The sequence below is a fragment of the Lutibacter agarilyticus genome (assembly GCF_900188235.1).
GTDB classification, from domain to species: domain Bacteria; phylum Bacteroidota; class Bacteroidia; order Flavobacteriales; family Flavobacteriaceae; genus Lutibacter; species Lutibacter agarilyticus.
Genome location: NZ_FZNT01000008.1, coordinates 52,916 through 70,340 on the forward strand (window position 1 = coordinate 52,916; position 17,425 = coordinate 70,340).

Below are 17,425 nucleotides of genomic sequence, written 5' to 3' on the forward strand. Positions count from 1 at the left end.
TTAAAAGTTTAAGTTAAAACCAAAATTGATTCTTCTCAACGTTGGATAATCTCCTGTACGGTCAGAATCTTGAGAATTACTACCATTAAATTCTCTATCATCTGGTAAATCAGTCCACAATAACAAGTTATTACCGTTTACAAAAAATCGCATACTACTTACTCCCATTTGACTACAAAACGATTTTGGTATATCATAAGCAAATTCTACTGTTCTTAAACGCACTACCGATGCATCAAATCTATTTCGCATTGGATCTAAAGCTGCATTGTCAAGAGTCCAAGGTTGTAAAGTAAGGGTAGCATCCTGATTATCTGGAGACCAGTAATCCTGTAAATAATCAAAAAACAAATATGTTTCTTTATTAAATGTTCTTGAGTCTAGTGTTCTATTGGCATTCTGAGAACCATAAAACATTAGCATTAGATTAAATCCTTTATAGCTTCCTCCAACATTCCAAGTCCAAGTATTTTGAGGACGGTCTGAGTAACCTAAAGGCGCGTTATCATCTGTGCTATTGTAATCACCATTTCCATTATAATCAATAACATCATAATATCCTGGACGACGGAAATTTTGATCATTTACCGTTGGAGTTGACATATAAATATCATCCCAACTAGCTAAAATATCTCCTGCAATTGCAGCACGTGGTTGACCAATAATGTATCCTGCTGCTTTTTGATAAAACGGTTTTAATTCTGGATCTTCTCTTGCTATAACTTTGTCTTTTGCACGTGTATAACTAAAGTCTGTGAATAACCTCAAGTCATTTGCAAACGTATGTTTTAGTCCAAGTACAAATTCAAATCCTTTTACATGAACAACTCCTGTATTTGCTGCTGGTGGTGCAAAACCAAAGAAATCTGGAACATTTCGATTTGTACCTGTTATAAAAATATTCTCTCTGTCTTCTGCAAAATAATCAAACTGTGCTGTTACAGCGTTTTGAAATAAAGCTAAATCTATACCTATATTAGACTTTAAAGATGTTTCCCATTGTAATTCTGGATTACCCGCAACTTGTTCACTGTACCATATATATGGTGATCTATTCTGAATATGACTAGGTACTAAAAAAGAACTTCCTCCATTTTCCCATCTAGTGTCGTATAAAAATCTATTACCATTAGCTCTATCATCTCCTACCAAACCATAAGAACCACGTATTTTTAAGGTATTTAACCAATCTTCATTACTTAAAAAATTTTCATTGGATATCATCCAACCTGCAGCGGCAGAAGGAAACAATTCAAAACGGTAGCCTGGACCAAATTTCTCTGAACCATTATAAGCTCCATTAACATCTAAAAAATATTTATCATCGTAATTATAAGTAATACGACCTACCCAATCTTCTCTATATGAAGGAAATACAGACCCTCTAGCAGACTCTTCTCTTTGGAATAAAAATAATCCTGAAGTATTATGCTTATCTGCAAAAGTTCTCTTGTAATTTAAGGCTCCTTGATATGTTAATCTTCTAAACTTTGAGCCATTACTTACATTTAAAGCCGATTGTGTCCAAGGCTGAATTACATAATCAAAATCATTAACACCATCAGGTGAAGTAATTATTTCATTTCCATCAACATCATAAATTCTATAAATTACATTATCATAATCGGAATCACCTCTATCTCTAATAGATCTTCCTGCTGTCGTGTTATTGTCATAAGACAATCTTGCATTTAAACTTAACCCTTTAGTTATAAAATTAAGTTTTTGATCTAAAATAAAATCACTACTAATCCCTACTCTATTTGAAGTTTCAGCTCCTCTTTGAGTAAGGTAAATTAACGGGTTTCTAAAACTTGACTCACCACTAACATGATCTCCATATAATCCATCTGGATAAAGAGGTGTGTAAAGTGAAGATGCAATATTATATAATCCATTAAGAGGCTTTGTTATATCACTTATAGGTTTCTCCTGAACTCCATAATACCCAGAAATATTAACCGAAACTTTTGTTGATGATGTAATATTAAAATCTAAATTACTTCGGTAATTAAAACGATCATATCTATATTCACTATTATATCCCTTACCATTATTATATTCTGATCCTTTAAAAATATCTCGTGTTGTTTGGTAAGATAAACTTCCAAAATACTTAGCAAAATCTGAACCACCTCTTACAGAAAGATTAACTCTAGTATCTGTGACTTGATCTTTCAAAAGAACATCGTGCCAATCAACATCTGGATACTGAAAACTCTCTTCCAATGTAGCAGGGTTTCGGTATTTATCTTGAATTTGGAAAGGAACAATGTCATTCCATGAGTTAGGAGTATAAGCCAACTCACGCATAATTGACTCATTTGCATGCGTAATAGATGAAAATGAATTTAACTGTTTAGGTAATTTTGATACCGATTTAACGGTTGCATTACCAGAAAGTGAAAGCTGAGCTTTACCTGACTTACCTCTTTTTGTTGTAATTAAAATAACCCCGTTAGCACCTTTAACACCAAATACAGCAGTAGCTGAAGCATCTTTTAATACTGAAATTGACTCAATTTCATTTAAATCAAGATCACCCATTGAACGCTCAATGTTATCTACAAGAATAAGAGGCTGTCCTCCTCCATTCCAAGAACCTTGACCACGAATAAAAATTTTAGGATCTGTTTGCCCTGGCAATCCACTAGACGAGATGGCAACTACACCAGGTAATTTTCCTTGAATTGCTTCACCTACGTTTGATACACCCCCAGATTTCATTAGGTCTTCTCCTTTAGCTTTAGTTATGGCGCCAACAACACTTTCTTTCTTTTGTGAACCATATCCTATAATTACTATATCATCTAATTGTTCTGCAGCGCTTCGCATTATCAATGCTATTTTAGTTTTCCCTGAAGCAGGCACCTCCTCTATTTCCATCCCTATATAAGAGAATACAAGAATATCAAGTTCGCTCTTTACTTTTATTGCAAATTCACCGTCAAAATCAGTAACAGCACCATTCTTAGTGCCTTTTACAATAATTGACACCCCTGGCAAGGGGATACCTCCTTCATCTGTAACAGTTCCCGCAATTGTTTTTTCCTGTGCAAAAACGAATGCTGTACATAAAAAAAGCATCACGACCATACAAAGTTTTAATCTGTCATTTAGTCTCATAAATTTAAATTTAGTTTAAGTGTTTGTTTTTTATTAGTTAATTAATATTTGTTAAAATGTTAGTAATGTTATTTCCATAATTATTGTTTAAGTGATTTTTATTTAAATGAAATTTCCGTAGAAGTATTTCATAAAAAAATAATGATAATAACTTTTAAGACCTCCTAGAAAGTTAGTGTACACATAGCTTCCTTTTTTTTTTGAATACAAATTAAGTTCAGCCAGAACTAAACTTATTAAGTGGATTTTAGAAGTATTATAATTAGAGTGGTTTGGCATATTAAAATAAATACACCCTAAATTAAGGTTATTGCAATTCGCACTTTCTATTCCATTATTAGAATTTAAAAGTTCATTAGAATTGCTTTTTTTTAAACAAGTTAAAATCTTTACAAAAGATGATATAAATCTAAGTTTGTACATTTGCGGTTAAAATGTAGTTTGGTTATTAGAAGACAAACTTAGACACTAGAAGAAGTTATTTCTATGCACTATTGTTCCATTATTGTCAAATCTACTGTAGTTTTTCACTATAATCCCACAATTGCATCAATAGTGAAAAAAAACAAACTGAAACATTTAATATTTTTATGAAAAATATTTCTCACGTTACAATGAATAAATTACAACCGTTATTTACATTATTATTGTTCACTATTTTCTTTCAAAATATTGGATATGGACAAACACAAAATATCATTTTTCGAGAGATGTCTCCTCCAGGAGGTTTTACGCGTTATGCTATTCAGTCTATTATTCAGGATGATTTGGGCTATATATGGATGGGTACTCAGCAAGGGCTTATAAGGTATGACTCAAAAAACACAGATTGGTTTGAACCTATATCTAACGATTCTTTAAGTTTACCAAGCGAAGAAATCTTGCAAATTTATTCTGATAAAAACAACCAAATATGGGTTACAACAAGTAAAGGCTTGTGTAAATTTAAAAGAGAAACTCAAAATTTTGAACCTATAAAGTATGTTTATGAAGATGGTTCTAAGGGTAGTGAAAAGGTGTTATCAATACTTCAAATAAAAGATGGACGGTATTTGGTTATAGACAATAATAGTTTTGGTATTTTGGATTATAAGAACAAACAGTTAAACCGAATAGCTAAAAATCAATTAAAATATCCCGAAGTTTTATACAAGGATGATTTAAACAGAATTTGGATTACTACTAGAAATGGTGACATTTATCGTTTTTCTCCTTCATCTAATACCCTAAAAAAAATAATTTCAACCAATGTAAAAGCTCTTTGTATTTATTCTGAAAATGATCAAATCTGGATAGGAACAGAAGAAAATGGAGCTAAAATATACAATTTAAAAGGAGATTTTATAAAACAAGTTGTATTTAAAAGCACCTCTGAACTTTCCAAATCTGAAAGAGTAAGGACTATCAAAAGAGATACCTATGGTAGATTATGGTTTGGTACAGATGATGGTTTATTTATGGATTACGAAGGAAGCTTTACTTGGCTAGATCCTGATGATTATCCTGGAATACCTCATAATTCCATATTTCAAATTTATGAAGACAATAAGGGACAATTATGGATTGGAACCTGGTCAGGAGGATTGGCACTATTACACCATTCCGATAACAATTTTAAAACATATAGACACAGTCCATCACATAATTCCATAAGTAACAATGTGGTCAGTTCAATTTTACAAACAAATAAAGATGAACTACTAATTGGAACTGAAGTTGGCGGATTAAATTCATTTAATTTAATTACAGAAAAATTTGATGTTATTCCTTTAGATAAAAAACAACAAATAAAAAATATAAAGTCTTTATGTAAAGACAAATATGGTGGAATTTGGGCTGGTACTTTTAGAAAAGGACTTTGGTACAAACCTGCAGGAGCTTCATCATTTAAGGTATTTGACTATGGAATAGATGATGGTAACCACATATCATCTACCAGTGTTTATTCATTATGTGCAGTAGATTCTGGGGTATGGATTGGTACGTATCACGGCGGCATTGATTTCTATAGTTTTAAAACCAAATCTATTACTCGTTGCTTTTTAAACAACAGCAAAGGTATTCCAATGAATAACATTGAAGTCCAATCTATACTAGCCGATAATAAATCTAATTTATGGATCGGGACTTATGACAATTTCCTATACCGTATTCATTTACCTACTGAAGAAATAACAAAAATTTCGGATAACCAGATTGTAAAAAAAAATGAGGCTAATACCATTTATAGTTTATGGCAACACAGCTCAGGTGATATTTGGATTGGAACAAAAAATAAAGGATTACTAATTTACAATCCTGATTCAAACAAAATTGAATATTTTGATGATGGTGGTTTTCTTAAGCAAAAAAACGTTTATGGTATTATAGAAGATTCAAATAAAAATATCTGGATATCATCTAACAATGGACTTATTCTTTATAACCCTGAAGATAAAAGCAAACGTCATTTTGTCTATTCTGATGGCATTCAAAGTAACATATTTAGCCCTCAAGCAATATTTAAGGATCAAGATGGAATTTTAAATTTTGGTGGTACTAATGGATTTACCCGAATTAATCCAAAAGATATAAAAGTAAATTCAAAAAAACCTTATACCATAATTAACACATTAAATATAAAAAATAATAAGTCTATTTACCCTATTTACTCCAATAATTTTGAAATTAAACCCATTCATTTAAATCCTGGTGAAACAACTTTTAGAATCAATTTCTTTGCTGATAATTATTTGAAGCCTAAAAAAAATAAATATAAATATCGCTTGATAAATTATTATAATGAATGGATATCTATAGAAAATGAAGGGTCAGTATTATATACAGGTCTTAATCCTGGTAAATATATATTTGAAGTAAAAGCCTCTAATAATGATGGTATATGGAATGATTCACCTACCAAAATGACAATTATTATAAAACAATATTGGTATAAAACAAACTATGCATACATTCTTTACATTTTAATTTTTGTCACAATTTTATATTTTATAGGTCGATTCTACATAGAGCGTGTAAAGCTTAAGCGCGTTATTTTACTTGAGAAAACGCAACGTGAGAATGAAGAGCAAATTCACGAAATGAAACTAAAATTTTTCACAAATGTTTCACACGAATTTAGAACACCTTTAACTTTAATATCATGGCCACTAAAACAACTTTTGAAATCAAAAAATATTTCGACCGTAGATCGTACAAATTTAGAAATTGCTAAACGAAATACCAATCGATTACTTGAGTTAATAAATCAAATTATTGACTTAAGGAAAATTGAAAAAGGTGAAAACAAATTAAATATTTCTAACCTTGATGTTGTTGAATTAATAAAAGACATTAAGCAGGGTTTTTTAGGTGAGATACGATCTAAACAAATTGATTTTTTAATTGATTCTAATTACACCAAAATAGAAATTGAGGCTGACCAACAAAAACTTGATACAATACTTTACAACCTCCTTTCCAATGCGTTCAAATATGTTCAAATAAATGGTCAGATAAAAATATCTATAAATAAAAAACTGAATACCATATCTAACTCATATAACAATCAATTAAGATATGGTCAAATACATACTGATGATTTTATCCAAATTACAATTGAAGATAATGGAACAGGAATTGACAATGATGATTTAATTAAAATTTTTAACCGATTTGAGCAAGGAAGACAAAACAATAAAAAAGATACGACTAAGAATGAAGGAAGTGGCATTGGGCTATCTGTTTGCAAAGATTTTACTCTGCTACATCATGGAGAAATAATGGTGCAAAGTAGTTTTGGCAAAGGCTCACGTTTTTCACTTCTTTTACCAACAAAGCAAAAAGCACAAAAGATTCTTTTCGAAAGCCACCAAAAAGTCAAAAACCTGAACGAAAACGAACTACCTTCTGTTCAACTAAAAAACGAAAAATCACCTGAAAATAGAAGCCAAATTCTAGTTGTAGAAGACAATCCTGATTTTAGTTCCTTAATATGTACTTTTCTGAGTGACTATTACCAAGTAGAGTATGCAAAAAATGGCTCAGAAGGATTGGCCGTTTTAAAACAACGCAACATTGACATTATTGTATCTGATATCATGATGCCAGAAATGGATGGCTTTGAATTCTGTAACATTGTTAAATCGCAAATAGAAAGCAGCCATATACCTGTTATTTTATTAACTGCTTTATCATCCTCTGAAAATGTAATGGTAGGTTTGGACAAAGGTGCAGATGCTTATATAATGAAGCCTTTTGATGAAAATATTTTATTGAAACAAATTGAAAACCTTTTAGAACAGCGCAGACGCATTCATGAAAACTTTACAAAACAATTTATTTCTAAAAAAACCATAGATGCTGGAGGTTTAGATAATTTCTTTCTTAACCGAGTGCGCACCGTTGTTGAGAACAACTTATCAAATGAAAATTTTAGCTTGGAGAAATTGACAGATGAAATAATGATAAGCAGAAGTAATCTTCACCGAAAAATAAAATCACTATCAGGTCTAAGCACATCTGATTTTGTAAATCTTGTTCGAATAAAATATGCTGTAAAATTAATTATAGAAGAAAACTATCGCTTTAGTGAAGTTACATATAAAGTTGGTTTTAGTTCACAATCCTACTTTACAAGGTGTTTTAAAAAAGTGTATAATGTTTCGCCTAAAGAATACTTTGAAAATCTTAAAACTAATGAAACTCCTAGAGACTAATTAACAACTTACATTAAACTTAATTATGAAACATGATTAAGAATAAATGCGAAACTTTACTGGAAACCACAGATAAACCTCGCTTAAAGGAGGTTATATAGTTTCTCGTTTAAAAGGTGTAGCTTGATAACCAATATCTGGACTTACTATATTAGACAGGACATAATTAGATTCTTTTATCTTTTGAGTTAACGTCAAAGGTGATGAGGTTGAACATAGAACGCATTCGACTTCGGACTCTTTTTCCGTAGCGGGTTTCTAGTTCCCTAGTATTTAGGTTGGTGGTGATGTGGGTGTTTGAATGACTATGACCTTGACTATGACTAAAACTATGACTAAGACTTTGACTGGTTTGGGTAAATAGATCATATCTTGATAGTAAGATTTCTCCTAGTACATTGCAGTCTTTTGCATAATGAACTCCGATAGGTTCTACACCTAAATCGTCAAAACAGTAGTTTTTTGTTTGGTTATATTGTTTCAGGGTTTCAAATCCGGATGCATTGAAGCTGAATACGATGTTGCGTGTTGGAATGATTTCGTAGGTTGTTTTGTGTGGTGCTAAGTGCAGTAGTAATTGCATTAGCGATGTTTTACCACACCCTACTGGTCCTGAAAGTAATATGCCTTTGTTGGTGTCGATTCCCATTTGAGCGCAGCTGTAATGGTCTTGAATGAAGTATGAGCATAACTTGAACAGTAAGGCTTCGTCTTCTTTGTGGATTCTGAAGTTTTTTCCGAATAAGATATGGCCTTTGATGTTGAGGTAGGTTTTTATTTTTTCAAAATCGTAGTGTACTGTGTTGTTTCGGATTTCTCCGATTTGGAATTTGGAGGTGCCTTCGGTTTTTATGTGTGGTGTTGGGTTCATAGTGGTTTTTTTGGTTATTTAATTATTCTTATTCATTTTTTGCTCATTCCTTTTCTACTTTTTATTGGAAATCGTGATGTGCTTCGCAGTTGCTTATCTCTTCTTTTTGATGTTTTATTCATTTTTTGCTTGTCCAAAAAACGAATCAAAAAAGGACACTTTTTCGTAGGAATTTCTGCTTTGCAGAACCATTCTTAAAACTTCGCGTCACTGCGTTCCTGAATCTCGAAGCTTTTAAGAATATATTCTTGCGAAAAAGAAATTTTAATAAGCTTCTAAAGTGGTTCATCGTATCTTTTGTTTTCGTTGACGTGGAGGTTGTCGTAAAAATGGTCAAGTGGTAAAGCGTTTGGATCGTTTTGTGTTGCTTTCTTTTTTGATTTTTGATAAACTTTAAAATCGGATGTTTTTAGCATCCAACTTTCTGCTGCTGCTTGCCAATTTTCAATTGGATTGTTTCCTTTTTTCCATCCAACAGATTCGTAGTAATTGAAGAATTTTTCAGCTTCATTTTCAGACCAATTCTTTTTTTTGAAAAAATTAAAAATCTCTTTTATAGAGAGAGGTTTATTTATGTTTGTATTATGTTTATTAATGTTTATATAAGATACCGAAGCTTGTCCGTTTATAGGACGGTCTAAATCCACACCTTGAATTTCACTTGTCCCAAATTGAAACAACTGAACTCTACTGCCTTTAAACGGGTTGTGAGATGGACTATAAAGTATATATTTCCAGTTACTTAGCTCTTTGATGCATTTATGGTAGGTGGATTTTGAGCCTATTTTAGATTGACTCATAACTTCTTCTCGATTTATGAAAAAATCTTTCGGAAATCGGTTGTAATTCCAAATATAAAATAAGGCTAAATATAAGCTGATATGTGTTGTATTTAATCTCCTATCTTTTGAAAATTGATCTAGTATAGCGTTGAGGTGTTTTATGTAGTTCATAGTTTTTTAATGATGAGATTCCTTATCAAGTGCAGAATGACGTTGATATTAAAAGTTATTATGGATGCTATTTTCTTTCATCACTTTTGATATTTCTTCTGGGTCATAAAATATAATTCCGCCAATTTTTATATAGGGCAGTGTTCCATTGATTCTCATTGTTTGAAGTGTTCCAGAACTTACTTTTAATATTTTCATTAAATCGGGAGATTTCAAATATTTTTTACGGCTTAAATCTTCACTTAATTTTAATAATTTTTTTATGTCGTCTAGTAGTTCTAATCTGAATTCTCTCAGATCATCGGTTGTGATAATTTCTGTAGGCATTTTAATTGTTTTTTGAATTAATAAATTTTTATAGCGATTTGACTTTCGTACTACAAAGCTGTAAAACTTGTTTGAATATTTTTAGTAGTAACTTAGTAGCTACTAAAAAATTTAACATTTCAAAACACTTAAATCACTTGTAATCAGAGATTTATTTTTTGATATTTTTTTGAACCTTAAAAAATTTTTAACCAGACCTTGTTTTTCTATCAAAAAAAACCTGAAAATTGACAATTTTCAGGCTAAAAAAGGACTATTTTTCAAAAATAATAGTAAATAGTATATACTACTTACTACTAAAAATTTTAACATTTACTAATCTATAATAGATTGACTTATAAGTTATTAAGATTTTTTCAAATCTTCATCTATTGTTTTCAACAAGGCAATTTTTAATTTATCAAGGAATTTTGTGGGATCTTTTTTTCTGTTTTTAATTTGACTGAAGGTATTGTAAATATTCCCTACATCAACATCGAAATTATTTTTACAAAATTCAACAATTTTAGACATTTCTACATTTCCATTATTTATAGCCTTTGCTTTTATTAAAGGTAGTATCCACTCTATCAAATCGGTGTTTGAAGCCGTCCATTTTAAGCCTGTATCTTGCTGTGCCCGAACTTCCTTAATTGGTGGTTTTGAATTCTTTTTTTTAAAAGATTCTAATTGTTTTTCGTAAAACTTAATAAGCAAATCGTACGCAACTACTTTTGAAGCAAGATGATCTCTCAAGGTGCTAAATTCAGGGTCTTCAAAAATGGTCGTATTGTCGATAAATAGTTCTAATTGCTCTTCACCTCTTAGGAAATAAGTTTTATCATTTTTTGATTCCTCAAGCTTATAATAATTTATAAAATCTATATGCCTACAATGTTCTTTTGAAATTTCACTCAATTTTAGATTCACAAATTTACGCTGTTCCGATTTGCTTCCCTTTGGTTTTTCGTGTAAATAACCATTCAAATTAAGGTAAAATATTAACCTTCCTTTGACATAGGGTTTTTGATGTTTAAAAAAATATATTTCCTTTTTTGGAGAATCAAAACTGTTCAATAGGACTTCACGTCTAAGTTCATTTAAACAGTTTTTAGTTCTATTTATCTTTTTTTTAAGTTGTAATAACTGTGTTAAATTTGATTTTTCAATTTCAGATATAGATGTGTCGAAACATTCGATAATCGAAGCAATTTTTTTCATTTACAATCGTATTTTTAATCTTTTTCTCGAAATAAAAATACTAAAACATCTTTTATTGTGTGACAAAAATCACATAAATAACACTATTTTATATTTTGTTAATTATTGCGCCTTTTTGTTATCGTCAGCTTTTTTCTTATTTAATATATCCCTAAGAGCATTCATATCATCACTCACTTTTCGTTCAATTACACGTGCATAAATTTGAGTAGTCGCTATTTTAGTGTGTCCTAATAATTTTGAAACAGTTTCTATAGGTACTCCATTTGTTAAAGTTACTGTAGTTGCAAATGTGTGACGTGCCATATGGAATGTTAGATTTTTTTTGATACCTGAAAAATTTGCTACCTCTTTTAAATAAATATTCAATTTTTCATTTGTTATCACGGGAAGTAATGTTCCTGTAACTTCTGTAATTGGGTGACTTTTATATTTATCTAAAATATATTTTGCTTTTTCTAGTAGCGGCACTTTTACCATTACATTTGTTTTTTGACGTTTTGTAATAATCCAGTTATTACCATCAATTCCTAAATGAATGTTGTTCTCAGTAAGTTGCATAATATCTATATATGCTATTCCTGTGTAACAACTGAAAACAAATAAATCTCGAACACGGTCTAAACGCTCAGAAATAAACTCATAGGTTTCAAGGTTTGACAATTCACTATCTGATAAAAATTCTCGATTGGTTTTTTCAAAAACTGGCTTCCATCTTATGAATGGATCCTTATCAATCCATTCTAAATGATATGAAAGTGTCACCATTTTCCTTAACCTTTGAATATGCTTCATCACCGTATTTTGGCCCAATGCCTTAGGATGCCCTTTTGGCCAGAAACCGTGTAGAAAGTTTTCGAAATCACAGATAAATTTGTAATCTAATTGATTTAAATAAATGTCTGTTGTTTTTCTTTTTTGCTCAAGAAACTTCGAAATATAATTTTCTGTAATACCATAATTTCTTATGGTTCCAATAGCAAATGTATTCTTTGTTTTATTAGAGTGATAGGCAATTAATTCGATTAGAGATTTATTATGCTCTCCTTCACCCAAGAAATTAGCTTTAATGAGTTGGGCTGTGATTAATTTATCCTTAAATTTTAAATCTTGATAAACCTGAAAAATTTGAGAATTAACCTGAGATAAATACTGGTTAATTTGTCTAGCTTCAGCTGAGTTTCCTTTAGCCTTTTTTAATTTAGGGTTCCAAAGGTCAATTGGAATTTTCTTTTTAAGGCTTATGTTAACTCTTTTTTGGTTAACGTTTATTCTAGCATATAATAATGCTTCATTGTTTTTACTGTTCTTTTGGTCAGCCCAAAAGAGAATTGAGAATGTGTTTGTTGCACGCATAGCAGTCGTCTTTTAAATGTTTAACATTGTTTATGACGAAAGTCAAATCTACTATACTGATTTATATTTGATTTAATGAAAGTGTCAGTTAAACTGACACTTTGAAAATTAACTGACAGTTAACTACCATTTCATATCAAATAGCATCAAATTCTATGTATTCCTAAAAACTTAAAAAACCTATATAAACATAGGATTTACAAGGATTTGGGCTTTTTTGATTGTTACTTTAGTGACCCCGGCAGGATTCAAACCTGCAACCGCTGGAGCCGAAATCCAGTGCGCTATTCAGTTGCGCCACGAGGCCATTTATTATGTTATCCTAATAACTCTTTTACTACTGCTGAAATAGCTTTTCCATCAGCTTTACCCGCCAATTGTTTTGAAGCCATCCCCATAACTTTCCCCATATCTTTCATTGATGAAGCTCCTACGTTAGCAATAATTGTTGCAATTATGTTCTTTAGCTCCTCTTGGCTCATTTGCTCTGGTAAAAACTGAGCAATAATTTCAACTTGTGCCAATTCTGGCGATGCCAAATCATTTCTATCTTGTTCTAAATATAAAGCTGCACTATCTTTACGTTGTTTTACTAATTTTTGAAGTAACTTAATTTCTTCTACTTTCGTTAAATCTTCTGAAGCTCCACTTTTAGTTTGCACTAACAATATTTCTGACTTTATGGCTCTTAAAGATTCTAAAGCAACTGTATCCTTAGCTTTCATTGCTTCTTTTATTTTCACCATTAATTCTTTTTGTAAACTCATAGTCTATAATTTGATACTGCGAATATAAAAAAAAAGAACTCGAAAATCTTCAATATAACAAGAAGATTTTCGAGTCTAAACTTAGAAAATTAGTCTAAGGGCACTCGTCTTTGGGCAATATATTTTTAATCTACATTGTCATGTAAAAATGAATTGTTTGATCTTAACTGAACGTCATCATTATCATCAATTTCTAAAGAAGTTCTAGAAACTTTTGTTTCTGATGAATGTGTGCTAGCATCTAAATCAACTCCCATTCTTTTGTATGCAGGTACCTTTTCAATTTCATCAATATTATGACTCACTTTATTCATAAATTTATAATTAAAGTTTTTCATTTTTTCTCTTCTATCATCAGCTCTTTTTTGCAATTCTGAAATGGTTAAATCTAACGGTGAAACTTCCTTGTGATCTACAACTTCTTGTTCATTAATATCAATTTTACCTTCTGAACGCAAGGTTAAATTTAAATCGGCTTCTTCTTCAATTGCAACCTTACTAATTGGTTTTACAGGTGCTTTTGCATTTGCTTTTGCATTTGCTTTTGCATTTGGTTTTGCATTCGCTAAATTATCTTCTAATTCCGTATAGTCTTCTAAAGAAAAATGTATCACTTTTTCAACCGTTTTAGCTGGCTCAACAACTTCTGGCTCAATAACCTCAATTGCATTTATTTCAATAGTTGGCTCTTCTACAATAGGTTGTTCAAGCTTTTTTTCAACAGGTTCGCCTTGCTCTTTTGCTATTGGCATATCAAACGTAAATGATATTTGACTTTCCTCTTCTATAGATTCTACCTCAGGTTCTTCACTTACAGGTGCTATATTTGTAATTACAAAATCACTTGGTGATGTAACAGCTACTTCTTCATAAATTACATCTAAATTATTTATAAACTCTGTTGAAGGTATCATATCAAATTCATCTTCAACTTCTTCTCCTAAATCATAAACCACCTTTTCTTCTTCTTCAGGTTTTTCATTTAAAGGCATTGTTGGCTTGTTACTAGACACTTTAATTCCTTTATCACCAGACAAATCAAATGTTGCCTCTTGATCGTCACCAAGCACATGCTTGATTACCTTAGGGTCGGTATTTGAAATTTCATTTTGCTGATCCTTAGTAAAACCTGTAGCTACAACAGTTACAGAAATAGAATCACCCAAGCTTTCGTCTTCACCAACACCCATAATAATATTTACATTGGACTTTGCTTCTGATTGAATAAAATCATTTATTTCTCCAATTTCATCAATTGTTATTTCATCTGAACCCGAAACAATTAACAACAATACATTTTTAGCTCCTGTAATTTTATTATCATCTAAAAGTGGTGAATCAAGGGCTTTTGAAATAGCTTCTTCAGACCTATTCATACCTGATGCCGTCGCAGATCCCATAATAGCTGTCCCACTATTTGAAAGAACCGTTTTAGCATCTTTTAAATCAATATTTTGTGTATAGTGATGTGTAATTACTTCAGCAATACCACGTGAGGCTGTTGACAAAACTTCATCAGCTTTTGAGAAACCTGCTTTAAAACCTAGGTTACCGTAAACTTCTCTTAATTTATTATTATTGATAACCACTAAAGAATCTACATATTCACGTAATTTCTCAATCCCCTTTTTAGCTTGATCATTACGCATTTTACCTTCAAAAGAAAATGGAATTGTAACAATACCAATAGTTAACAAATCTAACTCTCTAGCAACTCTTGCAATAACTGGTGCAGCTCCGGTACCGGTTCCTCCACCCATTCCAACGTTAATAAATACCATTTTAGAGTTGGTACCTAACATTGCTCTTATTTCTTCTATACTTTCTTCAGCTGCTTGCGCCCCAACTTCTGGATTAGCTCCTGCACCTAAACCTTCAGTTAAATCAACTCCTAACTGAATTCTTGTTGGAATAGGACTGTTTTGTAACGCCTGAGCATCGGTGTTACAAATCACAAAATCTACTCCGTTAATTCCTTGAGAATACATATGGTTAACGGCATTACTACCGCCACCACCTACACCAATGACTTTTATTACGTTTGACTGATTCTTTGGTAAATCAAATGAAATGTTGCTAAAATCTGAACTGCTCATAAATATATATTTTGGTATGTTGTTTCTTTTTCTTTTTTTTAATTATTCTGCGTTGTCTAAAAAATCTTTGAATCTTTCTCCCCATTTTTCAAAAATGGTTTTCTTTGGTGGTTTTGGCTCTTCCTTAACTACCTCCTTAACAACTTCTTTTGTTTCCGCTACGGCTGCGGCTTCTTCCTCAAACTTCTGTTGTTCGGCTACTCTTACTTTTTCTTTATCTAGTTGTTTTAAACCATTCATTAATAAACCAACTGCTGTTGCATATTGCGGACTTGATAAACTTTCGTCAGAATCACCTGCTAAATTTTCATTTGGATATCCAATTCTAGAATCCATTCCCGTAATATATTCAACTAATTGTTTTAAATGTTTTAATTGAGCACCACCACCTGTAATAACAATTCCTGCTATTAATTTTTTCTTTGGCTCTTCGTACCCATAATTTTTTATTTCTAAAAATACCTGCTCAATAATTTCAACAACACGTGCATTAATTATTTTTGAAAGGTTTTTTAATGTTATCTCTTTTGGATCTCTTCCTCTTAAACCTGGTATTGAAACAATTTCATTGTCTTTATTTTCACCTGGCCAAGCCGATCCAAATCTTGTTTTTAATAATTCGGCTTGCTTTTCAATAATTGAACAACCTTCTTTTATATCTTCCGTAATTACATTTCCTCCAAATGGAATTACAGCTGTATGGCGAATAATACCATTTTTAAATATTGCCAAATCTGTTGTTCCACCACCTATATCAATCAATGCTACACCAGCTTCTTTTTCTTCGGTACTTAAAACAGCTTCAGCTGATGCTAAAGGTTCTAATGTAATGCCTGCCAGATTTAAACCTGCACTACGAATACAACGTCCAATATTTCTGATAGAAGAAACCTGTCCAACTACTACATGAAAATTAGCTTCCAATCTTCCTCCGTACATTCCCACAGGTTCGGTAATTTCAGCTTGACCATCAACTTTAAATTCTTGTGGTAATACATGAATTATTTCTTCACCTGGAAGCATTACTAATTTATACACTTGCTTTTCTAATGCATCTAAATCATCATCATCAATAACTTCTTCAGCATTTACACGCGTAATATAATCGCTGTGTTGTAAACTTCTAATGTGTTGACCCGCAATACCTACAACTGCATCGGTTATTTTTATTCCCGAAACGGCTATAGCTTCGTCAACCGCCATTTGTATAGATTGTATGGTTTGTGTGATATTATTTACAACACCACGATGCACACCTAAACTCTTGGCTTTTCCAGTTCCAAGCAATTCAATCTTTCCATATTCATTTCTACGACCAATCATAGCAACAATTTTTGTTGTTCCTATATCCAATCCTACTGAAATATCATTGTGTTCCATATCCTACTTTTTAGTGCACACAACTTGGTTGTTGTACTTTAAATTTATTAACGTGTAATTGTCTATTGAATGATCTGCCATTGTTTTACTAAAAAATGAATTTAGGTTTTTAAACTTCAATTTTAGATTTTCAATTTTCCCTAATTCAATTTTTTGACCACCAATTCTGGTACTTAAAACAAACTCATTATTCCTTGTTTTTTGAATTCCAATTATTTGCTTTTTCAAAAATTCATCATTTAAAATTTTCGTAACTAACAAATAAATTTGAGTATTATCTTCTTCATTTACATCGCCAGAAATTAATAAAACTCTAGCTGAGTAATTCTTCGATAAAGGCATTTTTTTTGCCTGTTTATCAATATAATAACTTTCTGTACCTGATATAACTCTTGCAATAGGTGTTCGCTGTTTCACTACCGTTTTCAGCAAACCATCAACCGTTAAAAAAACTGAAGCGTTTTCTACCATGGGGTGCGATAAAACGTTGGCTTCTAATTTATGTAAATCTATAACAGTTTTCGACTCATTTTTAACCGTCTTGCCATTTTGTATTAACAATTTATTAACCATTTCATAATCCATAAAAAGGCTATTTCCCCCTTCAAATTCAATGCTAATATCACGCACTGTTTTACTGTCGTTTTTCACG

At 31.3% G+C, this 17,425-nt stretch carries 11 protein-coding genes and 1 tRNA gene; 1 reads left to right on the forward strand and 11 read right to left on the reverse strand.

Features of this window, described 5'->3' with window-relative positions; translation table 11 throughout:
- A complete protein-coding gene (locus CHB67_RS13135; RefSeq protein ID WP_089382250.1) occupies positions 1–3,126 on the reverse strand; it encodes a SusC/RagA family TonB-linked outer membrane protein in 3,126 nt (1,041 codons plus the stop codon).
- A gap of 590 nt (positions 3,127–3,716) precedes the next feature.
- Between CHB67_RS13135 and CHB67_RS13140 the strand changes: the two genes are divergently transcribed.
- Positions 3,717–7,823: a hybrid sensor histidine kinase/response regulator transcription factor gene (locus CHB67_RS13140; protein WP_089382251.1), complete on the forward strand. Its 4,107-nt coding sequence runs from the start codon at positions 3,717–3,719 to the stop codon at positions 7,821–7,823.
- Positions 7,824–7,989: 166 nt separating this feature from the next.
- Here the strand turns inward: CHB67_RS13140 and CHB67_RS13145 are convergent, their stop codons facing one another.
- The 10 genes from CHB67_RS13145 to CHB67_RS13190 all read right to left on the reverse strand — a co-directional run bounded on the left by CHB67_RS13145 (position 7,990) and on the right by CHB67_RS13190 (position 17,424).
- The gene (locus tag CHB67_RS13145; RefSeq protein ID WP_089382252.1) at positions 7,990–8,694 is read right to left on the reverse strand and encodes an ATPase; all 705 of its coding nucleotides are present in this window, start codon (positions 8,692–8,694) and stop codon (positions 7,990–7,992) included.
- A 275-nt stretch (positions 8,695–8,969) separates the two neighbouring features.
- On the reverse strand, positions 8,970–9,647 hold the full coding sequence (locus CHB67_RS13150) for a hypothetical protein (RefSeq protein ID WP_176461279.1): 678 nt from the start codon (positions 9,645–9,647) through the stop codon (positions 8,970–8,972).
- Between the two features lie 48 nt (positions 9,648–9,695).
- Positions 9,696–9,974: a helix-turn-helix domain-containing protein gene (locus tag CHB67_RS13155; RefSeq protein ID WP_089382253.1), complete on the reverse strand. Its 279-nt coding sequence runs from the start codon at positions 9,972–9,974 to the stop codon at positions 9,696–9,698.
- 345 nt (positions 9,975–10,319) lie between these two features.
- On the reverse strand, positions 10,320–11,174 hold the full coding sequence (locus CHB67_RS13160) for an RteC domain-containing protein (protein ID WP_089382254.1): 855 nt from the start codon (positions 11,172–11,174) through the stop codon (positions 10,320–10,322).
- Between the two features lie 102 nt (positions 11,175–11,276).
- A complete protein-coding gene (locus CHB67_RS13165; protein WP_089382255.1) occupies positions 11,277–12,530 on the reverse strand; it encodes a site-specific integrase in 1,254 nt (417 codons plus the stop codon).
- Between the two features lie 233 nt (positions 12,531–12,763).
- A tRNA-Arg gene (locus CHB67_RS13170) sits at positions 12,764–12,837 on the reverse strand.
- A gap of 10 nt (positions 12,838–12,847) precedes the next feature.
- Positions 12,848–13,297 carry a GatB/YqeY domain-containing protein gene (locus CHB67_RS13175; protein ID WP_089382256.1) on the reverse strand — a complete coding sequence of 150 codons (450 nt, stop codon included), beginning with the start codon at positions 13,295–13,297 and terminating at the stop codon, positions 12,848–12,850.
- 125 nt (positions 13,298–13,422) lie between these two features.
- The gene (gene ftsZ / locus CHB67_RS13180) at positions 13,423–15,393 is read right to left on the reverse strand and encodes a cell division protein FtsZ (RefSeq protein WP_089382257.1); all 1,971 of its coding nucleotides are present in this window, start codon (positions 15,391–15,393) and stop codon (positions 13,423–13,425) included.
- 42 nt (positions 15,394–15,435) lie between these two features.
- Positions 15,436–16,773, reverse strand: coding sequence for a cell division protein FtsA (gene ftsA / locus CHB67_RS13185; RefSeq protein WP_089382258.1), 1,338 nt, complete (start codon positions 16,771–16,773; stop codon positions 15,436–15,438).
- 3 nt (positions 16,774–16,776) lie between these two features.
- Positions 16,777–17,424 (reverse strand): cell division protein FtsQ/DivIB, encoded by a 648-nt coding sequence (locus CHB67_RS13190; protein WP_141119724.1) that lies wholly within the window; start codon positions 17,422–17,424, stop codon positions 16,777–16,779.
- Position 17,425 lies beyond the last annotated feature (1 nt).

Excerpts from the sequence above, each read along its gene's own strand:
- CHB67_RS13135 (WP_089382250.1), bottom strand. The coding sequence starts at position 3,126 with ATGAGACTAAATGACAGATTAAAACTTTGTATGGTCGTGATGCTTTTT.
- CHB67_RS13140 (WP_089382251.1), top strand. The coding sequence starts at position 3,717 with ATGAAAAATATTTCTCACGTTACAATGAATAAATTACAACCGTTATTT.
- CHB67_RS13145 (WP_089382252.1), bottom strand. The coding sequence starts at position 8,694 with ATGAACCCAACACCACACATAAAAACCGAAGGCACCTCCAAATTCCAA.
- CHB67_RS13150 (WP_176461279.1), bottom strand. The coding sequence starts at position 9,647 with ATGAACTACATAAAACACCTCAACGCTATACTAGATCAATTTTCAAAA.
- CHB67_RS13155 (WP_089382253.1), bottom strand. The coding sequence starts at position 9,974 with ATGCCTACAGAAATTATCACAACCGATGATCTGAGAGAATTCAGATTA.
- CHB67_RS13160 (WP_089382254.1), bottom strand. The coding sequence starts at position 11,174 with ATGAAAAAAATTGCTTCGATTATCGAATGTTTCGACACATCTATATCT.
- CHB67_RS13165 (WP_089382255.1), bottom strand. The coding sequence starts at position 12,530 with ATGCGTGCAACAAACACATTCTCAATTCTCTTTTGGGCTGACCAAAAG.
- CHB67_RS13175 (WP_089382256.1), bottom strand. The coding sequence starts at position 13,297 with ATGAGTTTACAAAAAGAATTAATGGTGAAAATAAAAGAAGCAATGAAA.
- ftsZ (WP_089382257.1), bottom strand. The coding sequence starts at position 15,393 with ATGAGCAGTTCAGATTTTAGCAACATTTCATTTGATTTACCAAAGAAT.
- ftsA (WP_089382258.1), bottom strand. The coding sequence starts at position 16,773 with ATGGAACACAATGATATTTCAGTAGGATTGGATATAGGAACAACAAAA.